15 protein-coding genes are annotated in these 15882 nt (G+C 62.0%); 9 read left to right on the top strand and 6 right to left on the bottom strand.

The genetic code is table 11. The annotated features are described in order from the left end of the window. Positions 1 to 29: 29 nt before the first annotated feature. Positions 30 to 371, top strand: a complete 342-nt coding sequence (locus tag QUH67_RS22390) for a hydroxyisourate hydrolase (RefSeq protein WP_300948137.1) — start codon at positions 30 to 32, stop codon at positions 369 to 371. Positions 372 to 377: 6 nt separating this feature from the next. Here QUH67_RS22390 and QUH67_RS22385 read toward each other — a convergent pair whose 3' ends face one another. The 4 genes from QUH67_RS22385 to QUH67_RS22370 are packed head-to-tail and all read right to left on the bottom strand — an operon-like array spanning position 378 to position 4244. Continuing rightward, a complete protein-coding gene (locus QUH67_RS22385) occupies positions 378 to 1193 on the bottom strand; it encodes an ABC transporter permease (protein WP_300941286.1) in 816 nt (271 codons plus the stop codon). Positions 1194 to 1196: 3 nt separating this feature from the next. Continuing rightward, a complete protein-coding gene (locus tag QUH67_RS22380) occupies positions 1197 to 2060 on the bottom strand; it encodes an ABC transporter permease (RefSeq protein ID WP_300941284.1) in 864 nt (287 codons plus the stop codon). Positions 2061 to 2071: 11 nt separating this feature from the next. Next, positions 2072 to 3115: an ABC transporter substrate-binding protein gene (locus QUH67_RS22375; RefSeq protein WP_300941283.1), complete on the bottom strand. Its 1044-nt coding sequence runs from the start codon at positions 3113 to 3115 to the stop codon at positions 2072 to 2074. Positions 3116 to 3149: 34 nt separating this feature from the next. Then, positions 3150 to 4244, bottom strand: a complete 1095-nt coding sequence (locus QUH67_RS22370) for an ABC transporter ATP-binding protein (RefSeq protein WP_300941281.1) — start codon at positions 4242 to 4244, stop codon at positions 3150 to 3152. An 85-nt stretch (positions 4245 to 4329) separates the two neighbouring features. Between QUH67_RS22370 and QUH67_RS22365 the strand changes: the two genes are divergently transcribed. Then, a complete protein-coding gene (locus QUH67_RS22365; protein ID WP_300941279.1) occupies positions 4330 to 5718 on the top strand; it encodes an amidase in 1389 nt (462 codons plus the stop codon). On the opposite strand, the gene QUH67_RS22360 is transcribed toward QUH67_RS22365, so the two are convergent. Beyond that, a complete protein-coding gene (locus tag QUH67_RS22360; RefSeq protein ID WP_300941277.1) occupies positions 5719 to 6468 on the bottom strand; it encodes an aspartate/glutamate racemase family protein in 750 nt (249 codons plus the stop codon). It abuts the gene before it with no gap. 2 nt (positions 6469 to 6470) lie between these two features. Beyond that, positions 6471 to 7181: a GntR family transcriptional regulator gene (locus QUH67_RS22355; RefSeq protein ID WP_300941275.1), complete on the bottom strand. Its 711-nt coding sequence runs from the start codon at positions 7179 to 7181 to the stop codon at positions 6471 to 6473. Positions 7182 to 7415: 234 nt separating this feature from the next. Here QUH67_RS22355 and QUH67_RS22350 point away from each other — a divergent pair, with 234 nt between their 5' ends. The 7 genes from QUH67_RS22350 to QUH67_RS22320 all read left to right on the top strand — a co-directional run bounded on the left by QUH67_RS22350 (position 7416) and on the right by QUH67_RS22320 (position 15821). After that, positions 7416 to 8381, top strand: a complete 966-nt coding sequence (locus tag QUH67_RS22350; RefSeq protein WP_300948136.1) for an ABC transporter substrate-binding protein — start codon at positions 7416 to 7418, stop codon at positions 8379 to 8381. After that, positions 8365 to 9216, top strand: a complete 852-nt coding sequence (locus QUH67_RS22345) for an ABC transporter permease (protein WP_300941273.1) — start codon at positions 8365 to 8367, stop codon at positions 9214 to 9216. Before QUH67_RS22350 ends, QUH67_RS22345 begins: the two co-directional genes overlap by 17 nt. Next, positions 9216 to 9992, top strand: a complete 777-nt coding sequence (locus QUH67_RS22340; protein WP_300941271.1) for an ABC transporter ATP-binding protein — start codon at positions 9216 to 9218, stop codon at positions 9990 to 9992. Before QUH67_RS22345 ends, QUH67_RS22340 begins: the two co-directional genes overlap by 1 nt. A gap of 52 nt (positions 9993 to 10044) precedes the next feature. Beyond that, positions 10045 to 10770 (top strand): maleate cis-trans isomerase family protein, encoded by a 726-nt coding sequence (locus QUH67_RS22335; protein ID WP_300941270.1) that lies wholly within the window; start codon positions 10045 to 10047, stop codon positions 10768 to 10770. A 21-nt stretch (positions 10771 to 10791) separates the two neighbouring features. Further along, complete coding sequence (hydA, locus tag QUH67_RS22330; RefSeq protein WP_300941268.1) at positions 10792 to 12201, top strand: dihydropyrimidinase; 1410 nt, start codon at positions 10792 to 10794, stop codon at positions 12199 to 12201. Positions 12202 to 12496: 295 nt separating this feature from the next. Further along, positions 12497 to 14005, top strand: a complete 1509-nt coding sequence (pdxR, locus tag QUH67_RS22325) for a MocR-like pyridoxine biosynthesis transcription factor PdxR (RefSeq protein WP_407080341.1) — start codon at positions 12497 to 12499, stop codon at positions 14003 to 14005. Positions 14006 to 14240: 235 nt separating this feature from the next. Continuing rightward, positions 14241 to 15821 (top strand): ABC transporter substrate-binding protein, encoded by a 1581-nt coding sequence (locus QUH67_RS22320; RefSeq protein ID WP_300948135.1) that lies wholly within the window; start codon positions 14241 to 14243, stop codon positions 15819 to 15821. The last annotated feature ends 61 nt before the right edge of the window (positions 15822 to 15882 follow it).

Raw genomic sequence — 15882 nt, 5'->3', positions numbered from 1 at the left:
GGGCAGGACACCAACGGGCAGGAGAACAAATGGCCGGCGGAATATCCATTCATGCAGTCGATGTCTCGAGCGGGCGTCCCGCGCAGGGCTTGCGCGTCGAGATATGGCGAACCGAACCCGTAGCCACGCGGATCGCCGAAGGCCGGCTTGGTTCGAATGGCCAGCTCGACGATCCGGTCGTCGGCGGATCGGGCATCGAGGCCGGCGAATACGAAGTTCGCTTTCACCTCGGCGAATTTTTCGCCGGCGGGGCCGGCGCCAGTTTCCTCACCGTCGCGCCTTTCCGTTTCAGGATTGAGGAGGTGGACGAGCATTTTCATCTGCCAATGAAGTTCACCCGCTGGGGCTATTCCCTGTTTCGGGGCGCGTGAGGCGCGTCAGCTGGTCAATCGCTTCGACAGGCCGGTGACACGCTCCATGATCGCCATCAGCGCCACCGTAGCGATGATCAGAACGCCCGACAATGCGGCGATCGTCACGTCGAGCTTGCCCTCGAGGTCCTGCCACATCCGGATCGGCAGCATGTCGGTTGCCGCATCGCGCAGGAACAGGGAGACGGGCACATTGTCGAACGAAGACATGAACGCAATGAAGCCGCCCGCGATGACCCCCGGGCGTATCAGCGGCAATACGATCCGTCGAAAGGTGTACCAGCGGCTGGCGCCGAGGATGGTTGAACTTTCCAGCAATGTCGGCTCGAGCTGGGCAAGCGCCGCCACCGTGTTGCGAACCACATAGGGGACGCAGACCACGGTATGGCCTATGACCAGGGTCAGTGCGGACACCGGCATGCCGACCAGCGAAAACAGCATCAAGGCGGATAGCCCGAAGGCAAGGGCGGGAAGCACCAGTGGCGACATGAAAAGTGAATCGAGAACGCGCGCCGAGAGCGTCGCCGAACGCGCAATGGCCAATGCGGCGGCAACGCCGAGAACGACCGACAAGCCGGTCGACCACATGGCGACGACAAAACTGTTCTTTGCAGCAAAATGCAGTTGCCACGCATTCCACAGCTCGGCGTACCATCGCGCCGAATAGCCCGGCGGCGGAAATTTGAGCGAGAATCCGTTGGTGAACGAGACGATCAGAACGACGAGCGACGGCGCGATGATGACGATCAGTGCGATCAGTGCGATCGCCGTCATGACGACTTCGAAGCTGATGGCCTCCCAGGTGCGCTTTCGGCCTCCCATCGGTCAGGCTCCGCCATATCCGCGGGACAGGCGCCCCAGCGTGCCGAATACAGTCACCACGGCGAGAACCGCGAGAAGAAAGATGATCGAGATCGCGGAGGCAAAGGGCCAGTTCTGCAAGGTCGAGGCCTGCTGATAAAGATACATCGGCATGAAGAGCATTTGTCCGCCGCCGATAAGGGACTGCGTGATGAAGGCCGTGATGGCGGCCGCATAGGTCAGCGTGCACCCGGCAATGACGCCGGGCAGAGACAAGGGCAGCACGATTTTCCAGAAGGTACGCCAGCTCCCGGCGCCGAGCGAGCAGGACGCGTCCTCGAGGTTCATGTCAATTCGTCCGAGCGCGGTGATGAGCGGCAACGTCATCAGCGGCATCTGCACCTGTGCGAGCGCCAGAACCACCCCGGCCTGGGTGTAGAGAAGGCGGATCGGTGTGTCGATCGCGCCGATCGAAAGCAGGGTCGAGTTGATGATGCCCTGGCGGCCCAGAATGACGATCCACGCAAAGGTACGGACGACGACACTTGTCAGGAGCGGCAGGAGAACGATGAGGATGATGAGCGTCTGGGCCCGCGATCCGACCCGGTGGTAGAGCCATGCGATTGGAAAGCCCAGTACCAGGCACAGAGCGGTCACCTCCGCGCCAAGAAGCAGCGTCGAGCCAAGCACGCCCAGGCTGAACGGGTCGGTCAGGAAATGAACGTATTGGCCGATGCCCCACACGGCACCGGCCGCATCATTGTGCAGTGAAAGAACGAAGAGCTGGACCAATGGCGCAACGAAGAACACCAGGAAGAACAGGGTCAGCGGCGCGGCCAACCCTATGCTGTATGATGTGACGTCGCGCGGCACCGATGCGGCAGCCATCGTCGTGGTCCTCAGAGCTTGATTTCGCGGTTGAATCGCTCGATCCAGGCGGAACGCTGCTCGTTGATCTTCTTCCAGTCCTGAAACACGAATTTCTTCTTCAGTTCGGCGGTGTCTTTCGCCAGCACGCGCGCGATCTCGCCTCCCATCGGGACTTTGGAATTCGTCGGAACGATCAGATAGGGCGATTTCATCAGGGTCGTCTGCACCTCCGGTGAAAGGGACGCTTCGATGAGCTTGAAGGCAAGTTCCTTGTTCGGAGAGTTCTTGACGACATGGATCGTGGTCTTGAAGGCGATCGCGCCTTCCTTCGGCGCCACGAATTCAACGGGAACGCCGCGGGCTTTCAGGATCTGGATGGCATTGAAATTCCCGGGCGAGATGTCGATCTGGCCTTGCTGGAACAGGGTTGCCAGCGCACCCGGGTTGGCCGCGACCGCTGCCAGGTTGGGTTTGAGCGCTTCAAGCGCCTTGAAGCCCGGATCGATATTGGCTTCCGAGCCTCCGTGCATCTTGGCGACCTCGACTAGCCATCCGGTGCCGAGCGTCGAGTTGAGGTTCGTGATGCCGACCTTTCCCTTGAACTCCGGCTTCCAGAGATCGGCCCAGGAGGTCGGGGGCGTCTTGATGGTGTCCGGATTGTAGGTAAGGCCGACGACCTGGAAGAACGGCGCCGGTCCCGTCGGCTCCTGTGCCTCGGCAATGAGGTCCTTGTAATGGGTGCTCTTTTCAACCGGGAACGGCTCGACGATATCCTGACCGATCGCCACAAGAGCCGGCCCGGGATCGTGCAGCATCACGTCGATCGGCGGGTTGCCGCGGGCCGCGTTGACCTTTGCGATCTGGTCGACGGACAGCATCGGGTCAAGCACGATCGACGCATCGGCGTTGGCCTTGCGGAACGCCGGAACCAGCACCGCCTTGTGGGCCTCCTCCCAGCTTCCCGTGAACGTCGCGAAAACCAGCGGCCGGGCCTGGGCGTAGCTTAATCCCGGGAATGCCTTCATGGCGCCGAGGGTCAATGCGGTCGTTAGAAGTGTTCTGCGATTGATCATGAGCCTTTACTCCCGTTATGGTCTGACGCCGAATTCAAAGTGATGCAGGAAATACGGTGGCGAGGGATGGCGCGAGGGGCGCAATACGCACCGCGACGCCACTCTCCAGCAGGCGCGTCTCGCCAAAGCGTGCCTGGGATATCTTCACGCCCGATCCGTCGGCGGTCGTGACTTCATGCACGACGGTTGCGCCGAGGGGCAGGGCCATCCCGACCACGCCGGCGAAGCCGGAATCGTCGGTCACGAACTGCAAATGCTCGGGCCGAATGCAAACGGTGACCCGACCACCCTCCGTCATCGATTTCGTTGCCGGCCTGGCGATAATCTCGGCTCCGGCGTCGAGGCGAACTTTCGCGCCGGTTGGATCCGCCGACACCAGTGTGCCCGGCATGCGATTGGTCGACCCGACGAAGGTGTTCACGAACAAGGTTTGCGGGCGGTCATAGACGTCGGACGGTGATCCGAACTGCTCCAGCCGGCCCTGGCTGAGAACGGCGACGCGGTCGGCCATTGACAGCGCTTCTTCCTGGTCGTGAGTGACAATGAGCGTCGTAATTCCGGAAACACGCTGCAGCCGTTTGACCTCGATCTGCATGTCGAGCCGCAAATTCTTGTCCAGCGCCGCAAAGGGCTCGTCGAGCAGCAGGATCGACGGCTTGATCGCCAGTGCGCGGGCAAGCGCCACGCGCTGCTGCTGGCCGCCGGAGAGCTGGCGCGGCAAACGTTCGGCCATCAAGGGCAGTTGCACGAGCTCGAGCAGGCGCTGCGCTTCGCGCCGGCGTGTCGCGCTGTCGATGCCGCGGGCGGCGAGGCCATAAGCGACATTCTCTGCGATCGTCAAATGCGGAAACAGGGCATAATTCTGGAACACGATGCCGACGGCGCGCTTGTTGGGCGGCAGCATATCGACGATCTCATCGCCGATGATGATCCGTCCCTGGGTCTGCGCGATGAACCCTGCAACGATGCGCAGCAGCGTGGTCTTGCCGCAGCCGGATGGACCGAGCAGCGCAATGATTTCGCCGCCCTTGACGTCGAGATTGATGTTTTCCACCGCGATCGCGCCACCGGGATACCGGTGCGTGATCGCGTCCAGTACCAGCGAACGACCGCCCTTTGCATCAGCCATGGAGCGCTCCTCCCGAGCTGAATGGGTAAGCAAATCCCATGCCTGTGCTATCGTCATTTCCGAGGAGTTCGGGCATTCTTGCTCCATGACAATCGACGCCAATCCTTGCGAATTGACGGCCACCATTCTTGCCAGGGCTCTGGCGCGGCGCGAGATTTCCGCGCGCGATGTGATCGAGGCCCATCTCGCGCGTATTGCCGTACACGATGCCCGCCTTTCGGCATTCATTACCGTCGATGCCGATGGTGCGCGCCGTCAGGCCGACGCATGCGACGCGGCAAGCGCGCCGATCGGGCCTCTGCATGGCGTTCCGATTGCGGTGAAGGATCTGACCAACACGTGCGGATTGCGCACGACATATGGATCGCTGCTGTTTCAGGACCACGTGCCGGATCAGGACGAACTCGTCGTCGCGAGGCTGCGGCAGGCGGGCGCCGTCATCATCGGCAAGACCAATACGCCGGAATTCGGGTTTGGCGCGGTGTGTACCAATCGCCTTTGCGGACCAACGCGCAATCCCTTCGATGCTGCGCTGACGTCCGGGGGCTCCTCGGGCGGATCGGCTGTCGCCGTTGCCACCGGAATGGCCTCTCTCGCCCACGGCACCGATTTTGGCGGCTCGGTGCGCACGCCGGCGAGTTTCTGCGATGTGGTCTCGATCCGTCCGACACCCGGCCGCATCGCGGCGCCCGCGCGCGCCCTCGGCTGGGACATGCTCGCTACGCATGGCCTTCTGGCGCGCACCGTTGACGATCTCGAACTTGGGCTTTCCGTCTGCGCTGGTCCCGATGTTCGTGACCCGCTGTCCATCGGCGCCGAGCCGCACATCGAGTCTGACGCAGGGCGGCTGCGGCTTGCGGTCACGCCGGACTTCGGGGTCGCGCCGGTTGCGAAGGAAGTCCGCTCGCGCTTCGCTTCGGTTTGCGATGCGCTGTCGCAGATCGCCGATGTCGAAGAGGTTTCTCCCGACTGCGGCGGTGCCATCGAAGCATTCCGCACGCTGCGGGCTGCCCATGTCGCCGACAGTTATGGCGCACTGCTGCGGGATCGGCGATCCGAACTCACGCCAACGGTTATCTGGAATATTGAGGCGGGTGGACAGCTGACGGCGCAGGATTATCTCGCCGCCGAGCGGCGGCGTACCGCCATCTATCGAAGCTTTCGCGATCGGATGGCGCGCAACGACTTTATCGTCGTGCCGGCCGCATCGGTCTTCCCTTGGAACAATGACATCGGCGACGTGACGCGGATCGACGATATCAACCTCGATACGCCGATCGACTATCTTGCTGTCACCTTCATCGTCTCGCTGGTCGGCTTCCCGGTGCTCACCGTGCCGACGCCGAGACGTCCGGATCAGAAGCCGTTCGGCGTTCAGGTCATCGCGGCCCCTGGCCAGGAGTCCAAATTGTTCGCATTCGGCCGGCGGATCGAAGAGCAACTGGGCTTTTGTCATCGTCCGCCACCCATCTGATCACGCGTCGCGGTGTTCGAGGCGGGCGGCGAGCGGGCTTGCGAGGCCGCTCGACGGTTTTGCGTCGGGCCGGCGAAAGGTCCCCGCACTCGCTTTTCGCAGCCGGAGCGCGTGCAGGGCTTCGACCTGCTTCACGGCCGCGACAACCTGATCGATCACCGGTACGGGAATTCGATCGGCGACCCGCTCGGCCAGTCCCGACAGCGGCGCGCCGGCCAGAATGAGGACATCGGCTTCATCCTCCTCCACGGCGCGCTTGGCGAGTTCGACCAGCAGGTCTTCCTTCTCGGTTCCCACCTCGGCGATCTCACGGAACGGGCCATCGAGCATGCGGATCCCTGCGCATCGTTCCCAGAGTCCATGGGCGCGAACGCATTCCTCGAACCAGGGGCCGAGCGCGCGTGCGAACGTCACCAGGCCAAACCGGCGTCCCGCCATGCACGCCGTGAGCATGGCGGCCTCCGCCATGCCGACGATGGGAATGTCGAACAATTCCCTGGCCGCAAACAGGCCGGGGTCGCCGAAGGCGGCGATGATCGCGCCGTCGAAATCCCGGTGGCATTCTGCGAGCATTTCCAGCGCCACGGCGCCGCCGATCTGGGCTTCCGCGCGCGTCGATATGTAGGGCACGCCACGCGGCGCGGTGAGGGGAGCGAGTGACGTTCCCGGCGCAGCGGCGCGCTGTCCGACCTTCAACATCAGGTCGGTGATATCGGCGCGGGTGTTGGGATTGAGCAGCAGGATGTTCATCGTCAGGCCGCCGGTCTGCTGATCGGGGTTTTGGGCAGAACCTCCAGGAGTGCCGTGCCGGTGCGTTGCACATGGGCCGAGAGCAGGCGCCCGGCCGCTTCGCCATCGCGGGCCTCGAGCGCGGCCAGAATGGCCGCATGTTCCTCGACGGAATTGCTCCAGCGCCGCTCCGCACCGAGCGCCAGATAGCGGGCGCGCTCGGCCCTCGACAGCAGCGTCTCGTGCGCCTCCCGCAGCGGGACATTCCGCGCCCCTCGCACGATCAGGCCGTGAATTTCCCCGTTGATGGCGAAATAGTCGTCGAGCTTGCCGTCCCGGTGATGGTTCTCCATGCGCGTCTGCAGGAGGCGCAGGCGTTGCAGGTCGCGCTCGGTCATACGTTGAGCCGCCAGTTCGGCTGCGAGCCGCTCTATTCCGGCGAGCGCTTCGAACAGTTCGAGTATGTTCTCTGTCTCGATATCGGCAATCCGCGGGCTGCGGTTCGGTCGTAATTCCACCAGCCCTTCGGCGGCCAACAGCTTCATGGCTTCGCGCAATGGCGTCCGGGAAACGCCCAGCGCCTCCGACAGTTTGGTTTCCTGCATCGACGATCCAGGCTGCAGTTCTCCGTGGATGATCATCGCGCGCATCCGCGCCGCAGCGCGCTCATGCAGGCCTGTCCGCTTGAGCTTGAGCGTCTTTCGACCATGACCGACGTCCGATTTCTTCTGCACCCGTGCGCCTCGCTGAATTGCAGTCTAAGCATTCTCGTCTGGGTTTCGGTGCCTAAATTATCGACGTATCTAGATGAAAACAATGGCATATCGAATAAATTGTATGCAGAGTGCAGAATCGCTATTGCGCCGACTTTCGCAGGGAAGGATGATTGAAACAGGCGGCGTCGCAGGCGCCGATAACGGAGCGCAGTGATGGCGAAAATTTTCCACCGGGCCTTTGTTCTGATTGCCATGACGCTGGCGGCGATAACCGTTGCTGCGGCGCAAGCGCCGAAAATCAAGCTTGGCTTCGCGAAATGCGCGCACTGTCTGCCGATGTCCTTGACCCCCGGGCTGGCAAAAGGTGTCGAGATCGAAGCCACCGGATTCAATTCCGGCAATGACGTGCTGACCGCGCTGGTGTCGAAGAGTATCGACGTCGCCCAGGTGACCTATCTTCATTACGTGACGGCATTGGATAAAGGCTTCGACGTCGTCGCGGTCTCGGGTCAGATCAACGGCGGTTCGGAATGCATCTCATCCAACAAGCTGGCGCTGCCGGGCGATGACTGGGCCGCCTTCAAAGCCGTCGTCGCCAAGGCCAAGGCCGGCGGCCAGCCGCTGAAAGTCGCGGCCTCGCGCGGTAATGCCCAGGACATTCACATGCGCGGGGCATTTCTCAAGCAGGGCGTCGACCCCAACAAGGACATTCAATTCGTCAACATTCCGAACCCGGCCGACCATTTTGCCGCCTTGCAGCGTGAGGAGATCGACATGGTGTGCTCGGTGGAGCCATTTGCTTCGCAGATCAGGCTCAACGGGGCCGGCAAGCATTTCGTTTTCCCCTATGACCAGGCCGCCGGAAACCTGACGAATCTGATCGTCACCCGTTCGGATGTGGTTGCGAGCCAGCGCCCCGGCGTTCAGGCCGTCGTCGGCGCCGTTGTCGCGTTGAATGAAAAACTCTCGGCCGACAGGGGCCCCTGGATCGACGTCATCAACAAATTGACCGGGCTCGACAAGGCCGTCGCCACCGAGGCGCTGAAAAACGCCGCGCCGGATGCCGCGATCCACCGTTCGCAAACCCTCGCCATCGCCGCCATGATGCGCGACCTGAAGTACATTTCGAAGGACGTGTCCGCCGAAGTGGAAAAGAACATGGAATATTCGTTCCTGGAGCAGGCGACGGGCAAGAAGAAAAATGACCTCGGCTATTGAGGTTTCGCAGGTCGCGCCGGTCGCGCGCACGTTTCCGCTGTCGCAGGCGGTGGAACGCTGTGTCGTTCCCCTGCTTTTGATCGCGGGCTGGGAGGTGTTTGCCCGGTCCGGCTATCTGCCCCCGGCGCTGCTGCCGGCACCGAGCGCGGTGCTGCACGCGCTGGGCGACTGGGTCTTCGGCTTCGACGAGACGACGCAGACCTATTCCGGTCATTGGACGCGCGACGCTTTGGCCAGCGCGCTGCGGGTTTTCGGCGGCTTCGCGCTGGCGAGTGCATTGGGCATCCTGGCCGGCGTCGCCATCGGCTGGTCCCGTGTCTTCGAGAAGACCCTTGAACCCACGTTGCAGATGTTGCGGCCGATTCCGCCGGTCTCCTGGATACCGCTCGCCATCATCTGGTTCGGCATCGCCAACAAGCCGGCGATCTTCCTGGTTTTTCTCGGCGCGTTCTTTCCCGTCCTGATGAATACCATCCATGGCGTGAAGACGGTCGATCACAACCTCGTACGGGCCGGAGCCATGATGGGAGCCACCGGGCGCCAGCTGCTGACTGGCATCGTGTTTCCCGCGGCGCTGCCTTCCATCTTCTCAGGACTGCGTATCGCGATCGGTTCTGCCTGGATGTTGACCGTCACGGCGGAGATGGTCGCGGTCAAGAGCGGTCTTGGCTATGTATTGTGGGATTCCTACTACTTTCTTCGCTACGACCTCGTCCTTGCGGCGATGATATCGATCGGCCTGCTCGGATACCTGTCGGACCTCGGTCTCAAGGCGGTCATGGCGCGCGTGCTGCACTGGCAGAGTGCGACTACCGTACAGGGAAGGGCGGGCTGATGGCGGCGATCGAGCTTCGCAAAGTCGTCAAGATATTCGCCGACCCCAAGCGCGGTCGCGAGCTCCTGACGCTGGACAATATCGACCTCGACATCGATGCGAACGATTTCGTTTGCCTGCTGGGACCGTCGGGTTGCGGGAAATCGACCTTGCTCAACATCATTGCCGGATTCGAGCATGCGACATCCGGGCAGGCGCTGGTCGACGGCAGGGTCGTCGATCGACCGGGCTCGGACCGCGGCGTGGTATTTCAGCAGCCGACATTGATGCCCTGGCTGACAGCGATCGACAATATCGCATTCTCGCTCAAGCTCAAAGGCGTTGCAAAACAGGAACGCCATCGCAGGGCCATGGAATTCATCGATCTGGTCGGCCTGAGGGGTTTTGAACATCATCACCCCGCCGAGCTGTCGGGCGGAATGAACCAGCGCGTCGGCATTGCGCGGGCACTGTTGATGAACCCGCGCGTCATCCTGATGGACGAGCCATTCGCAGCGCTCGATGCGCAGACCAAGCTCGAAATGCAGGAAGAGCTGGTTGCGATCTGGCAGAAGCACCGCTGTACCATCGTGTTCGTCACGCATAGCGTCGACGAGGCCCTGGTGCTCGGCAACAAGATCGTCGTCATGACGCGTCGGCCGGGTCGGATTCGCGAATCCGTCAATTTCGATCTGCCGCGGCCACGCGACATTACGAGCCCTGAATTCAACGACGCCAAGCGCCGCGTCCTCGCGCTCATCCGCGAGGAATCGACGCGCGTCGCTCAAGTGGCCTAGGCATGGCGATGATCGCCAGGGTCGGTCACGACATGGACCTGCGGTGAAAGCCATGCCAACCCGCCTTGGGATGCTCACGCCATCGTCGAATTCGGTGCTGGAGCCCGTGACCTGCGCCATGCTCGCTGGAGCGCCCGGGATTACCGCGCACTTCTCCCGATTCCGCGTAACCGAGATAGCGTTGGATGCCCCGGCGCTCAATCAATTCGATCCGTCAAACATGCTGCCGGCGGCGGATCTGCTGGCCGACGCCAAGGTCGATGCCATGGCCTGGAACGGCACTTCGGCCAGCTGGCTTGGAATCGAGCGCGACCGTAGTCTTTGTGAAGCGATCGGTGCGCGCAGCGGAAAGCCTGCCACGACGTCGACGCTGGCGTGCATCGACGCGGTGCGGTCGAATGGTGCGCAACGGGTTGGCTTTGTGACGCCCTATACCGATGACGTGCAACGGCGTATCGGCAAGGTTTGGGCGGAGGAGGGCATTGCCTGTCATGCCGAGCGGCATCTCGGCCTGCGCGACAATTTCTCGTTCGGAGAGGTAACGCCTGCCGAGATCGGCGCCATGATCCGGGCCGTTGCCGCGGAGGGGTGCGACGCGATCGTGATCCTGTGCACGAACATGGACGGGGCCGGCATTACCGACGCCCTGGAGCGCGAACTGGATGTCTTGATTCTTGATTCCGTCGCGGTCACGTTGTGGCGAACGATGTCGCTTGCCCGTGCCGACCCGAGAGTATTGTCAGGTTGGGGACGGGTGTTTCAGCTCCCGCTTCCCTAGAAACGACCGGAGGCATTTCACGTGACACAGTTCGACTTAACCATCCGCGGCGGCACCATCGTAACGGCCAGCGACGAATTCCGGGCCGATATCGGCATTCGGGACGGCCGCATCGTCAGCATCGCCGACCATATTGAGGGGGCGGCCAGGGAGATCGATGCGACCGGCTTGCTGGCATTGCCGGGGGGGATCGACAGCCACGTCCATATTTCGCAGGAGTCCGGCCCTGATGTCGTGATGGCCGACGATTTTGCTTCTGCCACCCGGGCGGCCGCGGCGGGCGGCAACACCACGATCCTGCCCTTCGCGCTGCAGATCAAAGGCTCGTCGCTGCGCGCCTGTGTCGAGGCGTACCGGAAGCTCGCCGAAGGCGAATGTTACATCGATACATCATTTCATTTGATCATATCCGATCCGACGGCGGTCGTTCTCGGTCAGGAACTGCCGGCGCTCGTCAAGGACGGCTACACGTCCTTCAAGGTCTTCATGACGTATGACGACCTGGTTCTCAGCGACAAGCAGTTGCTGGAGGTTTTTGAAGTCGCCCGCCGCGAGCAGGCATTGGTGATGGTGCATTGTGAAGGCTACGACGCCATTCGCCACCTCACCGACAGGCTTGAACGTGAAGGACATATCGCGCCGTATTTCCACGGGACTTCGCGTCCTCAGGCCGTCGAGAGAGAGGCGACGCACCGCGCGATCAGCCATGCCGAGATCGTCGGCGTCCCGATCATGATCGTCCACGTGTCGGGCCGGGAGGCGATGGAACAGGTGCGCTGGGCGCAGCAGCGCGGCTTGCCGGTGCATGCGGAGACCTGTCCGCAATATATCACGCTGACGGCGGACGATATGAAGGGCCTCAACATGGACATGAGCGGCGCGAAGTATGTCTGCTCGCCGCCGCCGCGTGACAAGGAAAGTCAGCAAGCGATCTGGGAGGGCATCACCAGCGGCGTCTTTCAGACCTTTTCATCGGATCATTGTCCGTTTCGCTATGACGATCCGAAGGGAAAGCTGACGCCGAATTCCCGCACTTCGTTTCGCTGGGTGCCAAACGGGATTCCCGGCGTGGAAACGCGGCTGCCGATCTTCTTCTCGGAAGGGGTCTCGAAGGGACGCATCAGTCTTCAGAAATTTGTGGAGCTGACGTCGACCAATCACGCGCGGATCTATGGCCTTTATCCACGCAAGGGTTCAATCGGTGTTGGTTTCGACGCCGACATCGTTTTGTGGGATCCGAAGCTCAAGAAAACGATCCGGCAATCCGATCTGCATCACGGTTCCGACTATACGCCGTGGGAAGGCTTTGAGGTCACAGGCTGGCCGGTCATGACCATCGCCCGTGGCCAGGTCGTTGCAGACAATGGGAAGATCGTCGGCACCAAGGGCGCCGGCGAAGTGCTGAGCCGCGGCAAATCCAGCCTGGTCTGAACCGCCGTCCCTTCGGTTCCACAGATAATAAAGGTGCGATGTCGACAAGACATCTCTCCGTATTGAACGCTTGCAGCAGGGACGAGTTCGTCGCGGCTCTGGCAATGTCGTCGGGCATTCGCCCTGGATCCCCGAACACGCTGCCAAGTCTTGGCAATGAAGCGCAACGAGAGTGTTGAACGTCGCGGGATTTGCGCGAAAAGCAGGAAAAAACGGCGGGTCGATCTTTTCAGGAACGTGTATATGAAGAGTGCGGTTCGCCGGTTGGCCGCGCTCATAGTTAAATCCTTCGTCTATGGAAAAATCCCGTCCCCAGAAGAAGCGCGTGTCGATCGCCGGCATGCATATCGATCGTGCGTCAGCAGTCCCGATTTACCTGCAGATCGCGGCGCATCTCCGGAATGGAATTCTGCACGGGTCGCTTCCGGCCGGCACGCAGTTTCTCGGTTCGCGGGAGATCGCGCGCGAACTGGGCTGTTCACGAACGGTGGTTCTGACGGCGTGGGATTTGCTTTATGCGGAGGGCTACCTGGAATCGACGCCGCGCGGCGGCGTTACCGTGGCGTCGGTCAAGCAGGCGCAGGTGAACCCCGTGCCCGCGGCGTTCGTCCCGGAGGCCGCTTCGACGCCTATCGAGATCGGCCCTGTCTCCGATCGCTGGCGGTCGCTGCTGGCATTCGAATATGACACCAACTGGAAATCTGAGTTCAGCCCCGGCGCGCCCGACGTCTCCAGCTTCCCGTTCAAGGAATGGGCGAGGCTGTTGCGGCAGGCCTGGCAGAATCCCAGGAATTCCGACTGTCTGGATCTTCCGCCTGAGGGACATCCGGTGTTGCGGAGCGAAATCGCCAATTTCCTCGGATCGGTTCGCGGGCTCGTCTGTGCGCCGGGCAATGTGGCCGTGACCTCAGGCACGTCAGGTGCGCTGGACTTTTGCAGCCGCATGATCCTTGATCCGGGCGACGAGGTCTGGGTCGAGGAGCCGGGGTTCGTTGAAGCCCGATGGACGCTGACAGCGGCCGGCGCGAAACTCATTCCGGTGCCTGTCGACGACAAGGGGCTGTGCGTCTCCGAGGGCATTCGGCTGGCGCCGAGTGCGAAGCTCGTTGTCGTGACGCCGTCGCATCAATATCCGATCGGCGTCAGCATGGGGCTTGAGCGACGGCTCGAGCTTCTGGACTGGGCAAACAGGAACGATGCCTGGATCATCGAAGACGATTACAATTCGGAGTTCAGGCATCAGGACAGCATGATTGCCTCGCTGCGGTCGCTCGATCGCGACGGGCGCGTGATCTATCTCGGGACATTCTCGAAGCTGGTGATGCCGAGCCTGCGTATCGGCTACATGATCGCCGACGAACGTCTGATAGGGGCGTTCTCGAAAGGTCGCGCCCGGATCGATGTCCACACATCCGGGATCGGGCAGCTCGCGCTGGCGGAATTCATGCGGGAAGGACACCTGCTGAGGCATCTGCGGCGAATGCGGAAAGTATATGCCGAGAGGCGGGCGGCCCTGATCGACGCGATCGGCACGTTGATGCCCGACGACTTGACCGTGTCATCCGCCGCGACCGGGCTGCATCTGGTCGCCTTCTTTACCGAGCGAATGCGGACGCGGATGAGCGACACCCAGGCGGCAAAGCTGCTGATGAAATCGGGTATTCATGTGCAGCCACTGTCGCAGAACTATCTCGGCGAGCCAACGCGGCAAGGATTGGTGTTCGGGTATGGACGACTGCAGACGGAGGATGCGCACCGGCTGATATCCAAAATGGCAGAATCTCTGAGTGGCCGGACGTCATAGCTGCCATCGGCTGACGTCGTGTCCAGCGCGCTGCTTCTTTGGCGGGCAGGCGCTGCACGAAAAAGTGCAAAAGGTAACTGGCAGGAAGCGAGACGGCATTTTCGGGTGGCTGGCCTACCTGTTTGCGGCAACTCTGGCTCTATGCGGTGGCTCGACCGGTCTGTCAGAAATTCGACCTTGTGGTCTTCACAGGAGAAACAGGTCGATGATGGCGGTTCGGGGAGTCTCGTTGAAAATGCTGATCGCCGCGGCGTGCGTTTTGTCGGCGCCGGCCGTTGCACACGCGCAGACGCGCGCCGAGACGCTTCGTCAGGTGACCGGCAACAACATCAATACGCTGGACCCTACAACGCCCGGAGCCACACGGGAGGCGTTCGGCGTGTCGACCAGCACTTACGACCGTCTCGTGGCGTTCGATCGCAAGCGGGAAGCCGGCGTCTGGGTGTTCGATCGCTCGAAGATCCGCGGCGAGCTTGCCGAGAGCTACGAGGTCAGCCCGGACGGCCTCAAGATCACTTTCAAGCTGCGAGACACGAAATGGCATGACGGCACGCCGGTCACCGCCGACGATGTCAAATGGTCGCTTGACCGGGCCGTGAGTGCGAAGTCCCTTTCAAAAGGCCAGTTGGGGACGGGCTCGCTGACCACGCCCGAACAGTTTGTCGTGGTCGACGCGCGCACGATTGCGATCACGTTGCCCAAGCCGGACCGGCTTGCGCTTTCGAATCTTGCCACGCCGTTGGCGCCGATCTTCAACAGCAAGCTGGCCAGGCAGCACGCGACACCGGAAGATCCCTGGGCGCAGGAATGGCTGAAGACCCATACGGCCGGCAGCGGCGCCTACACGATCGAGAGCTTCAAGCCGGGCGAGCAAGTGATGCTGCGGCGGAACGATGACTGGAAGGGCGGTCGCGACGGGCAGCTGCCGTTCTTCAAGCGGGTGATCGAACAGACAGTTTCGGAACCTGCGACCCGCGCCAATCTGATCGAACGGGGCGATGCCGACATCGCCACCGACCTGCAGGCCAGCGACGTGCTGGCGCTGCAGTCCCGCGGCAAGCTCAGGGTGGATTCGACGCCGCAAAGCAACGGCTTCACGATGGTCGCATTCAATACAAGGATGGCGCCGTTCGACAACGTCAAGGTCAGGCAGGCCATCGCCGCGGCGCTGCCGTATGAATCGATGCTGGAGGCGTCGATTTTCAAGCGCGGCGTTGCCCTGTTCGGTGCATCCTGGACGGAGCCGCCGACCGGAGATTTTCCGCAGGCCATGCCGACCAGGACCGATCTGGCCAAGGCCAAACAACTCCTCGCCGAGGCGGGTTTCGCCACCGGTTTCAAGACCACCTTCTCGATCAACGTCGGCTCGGCCGCGATCACCGAACCGATGGCCGCGCTCATCAAGGAGTCGCTGGCGAAGATCGCTATCGAAGTGGACATTCAAAAGCTGCCGGACGCACAGATGAGCACCGCCATCTCCGAAAAGCGGCTGCCGTTCTTTACCGAGGGGTCAACCGCCTGGCTTCCGACCACCGACTATTTCTTCCGCACCTTCTTTTCCGGCGACCAGCGCTGGAACTACAGTTCCTGGAACAATGCCGGCGTGAACGAACTGGGGGGCAAGGCGCGCTTCGAGCTTGATTCGGCCAAGTATGAAGAGATCAGCAAGCAGATGATCGCCGAATACGCCAGGGAGATGCCGCTGGTTCTGCTCTGGCAGGCGAACCAGGATGCCGTGATGGCACCCAACGTCGAGGGCTATACCTACTGGTTTCATCGCCAGCTCGACTTTCGCGACCTGAGCCGCAAGCCGTAACGCGGCGCCTGTCGTCCCTCCCGGCTTTGTCCGGTAGGCTGAAGCAATGATTGAACCAGGA

The organism is Bradyrhizobium roseum, assembly GCF_030413175.1.
In the GTDB taxonomy this organism is placed as follows: domain Bacteria; phylum Pseudomonadota; class Alphaproteobacteria; order Rhizobiales; family Xanthobacteraceae; genus Bradyrhizobium; species Bradyrhizobium roseum.
The sequence above is the reverse complement of the archived record's forward strand: the minus strand, read 5'-3'. Positions and strand labels throughout refer to the sequence as shown.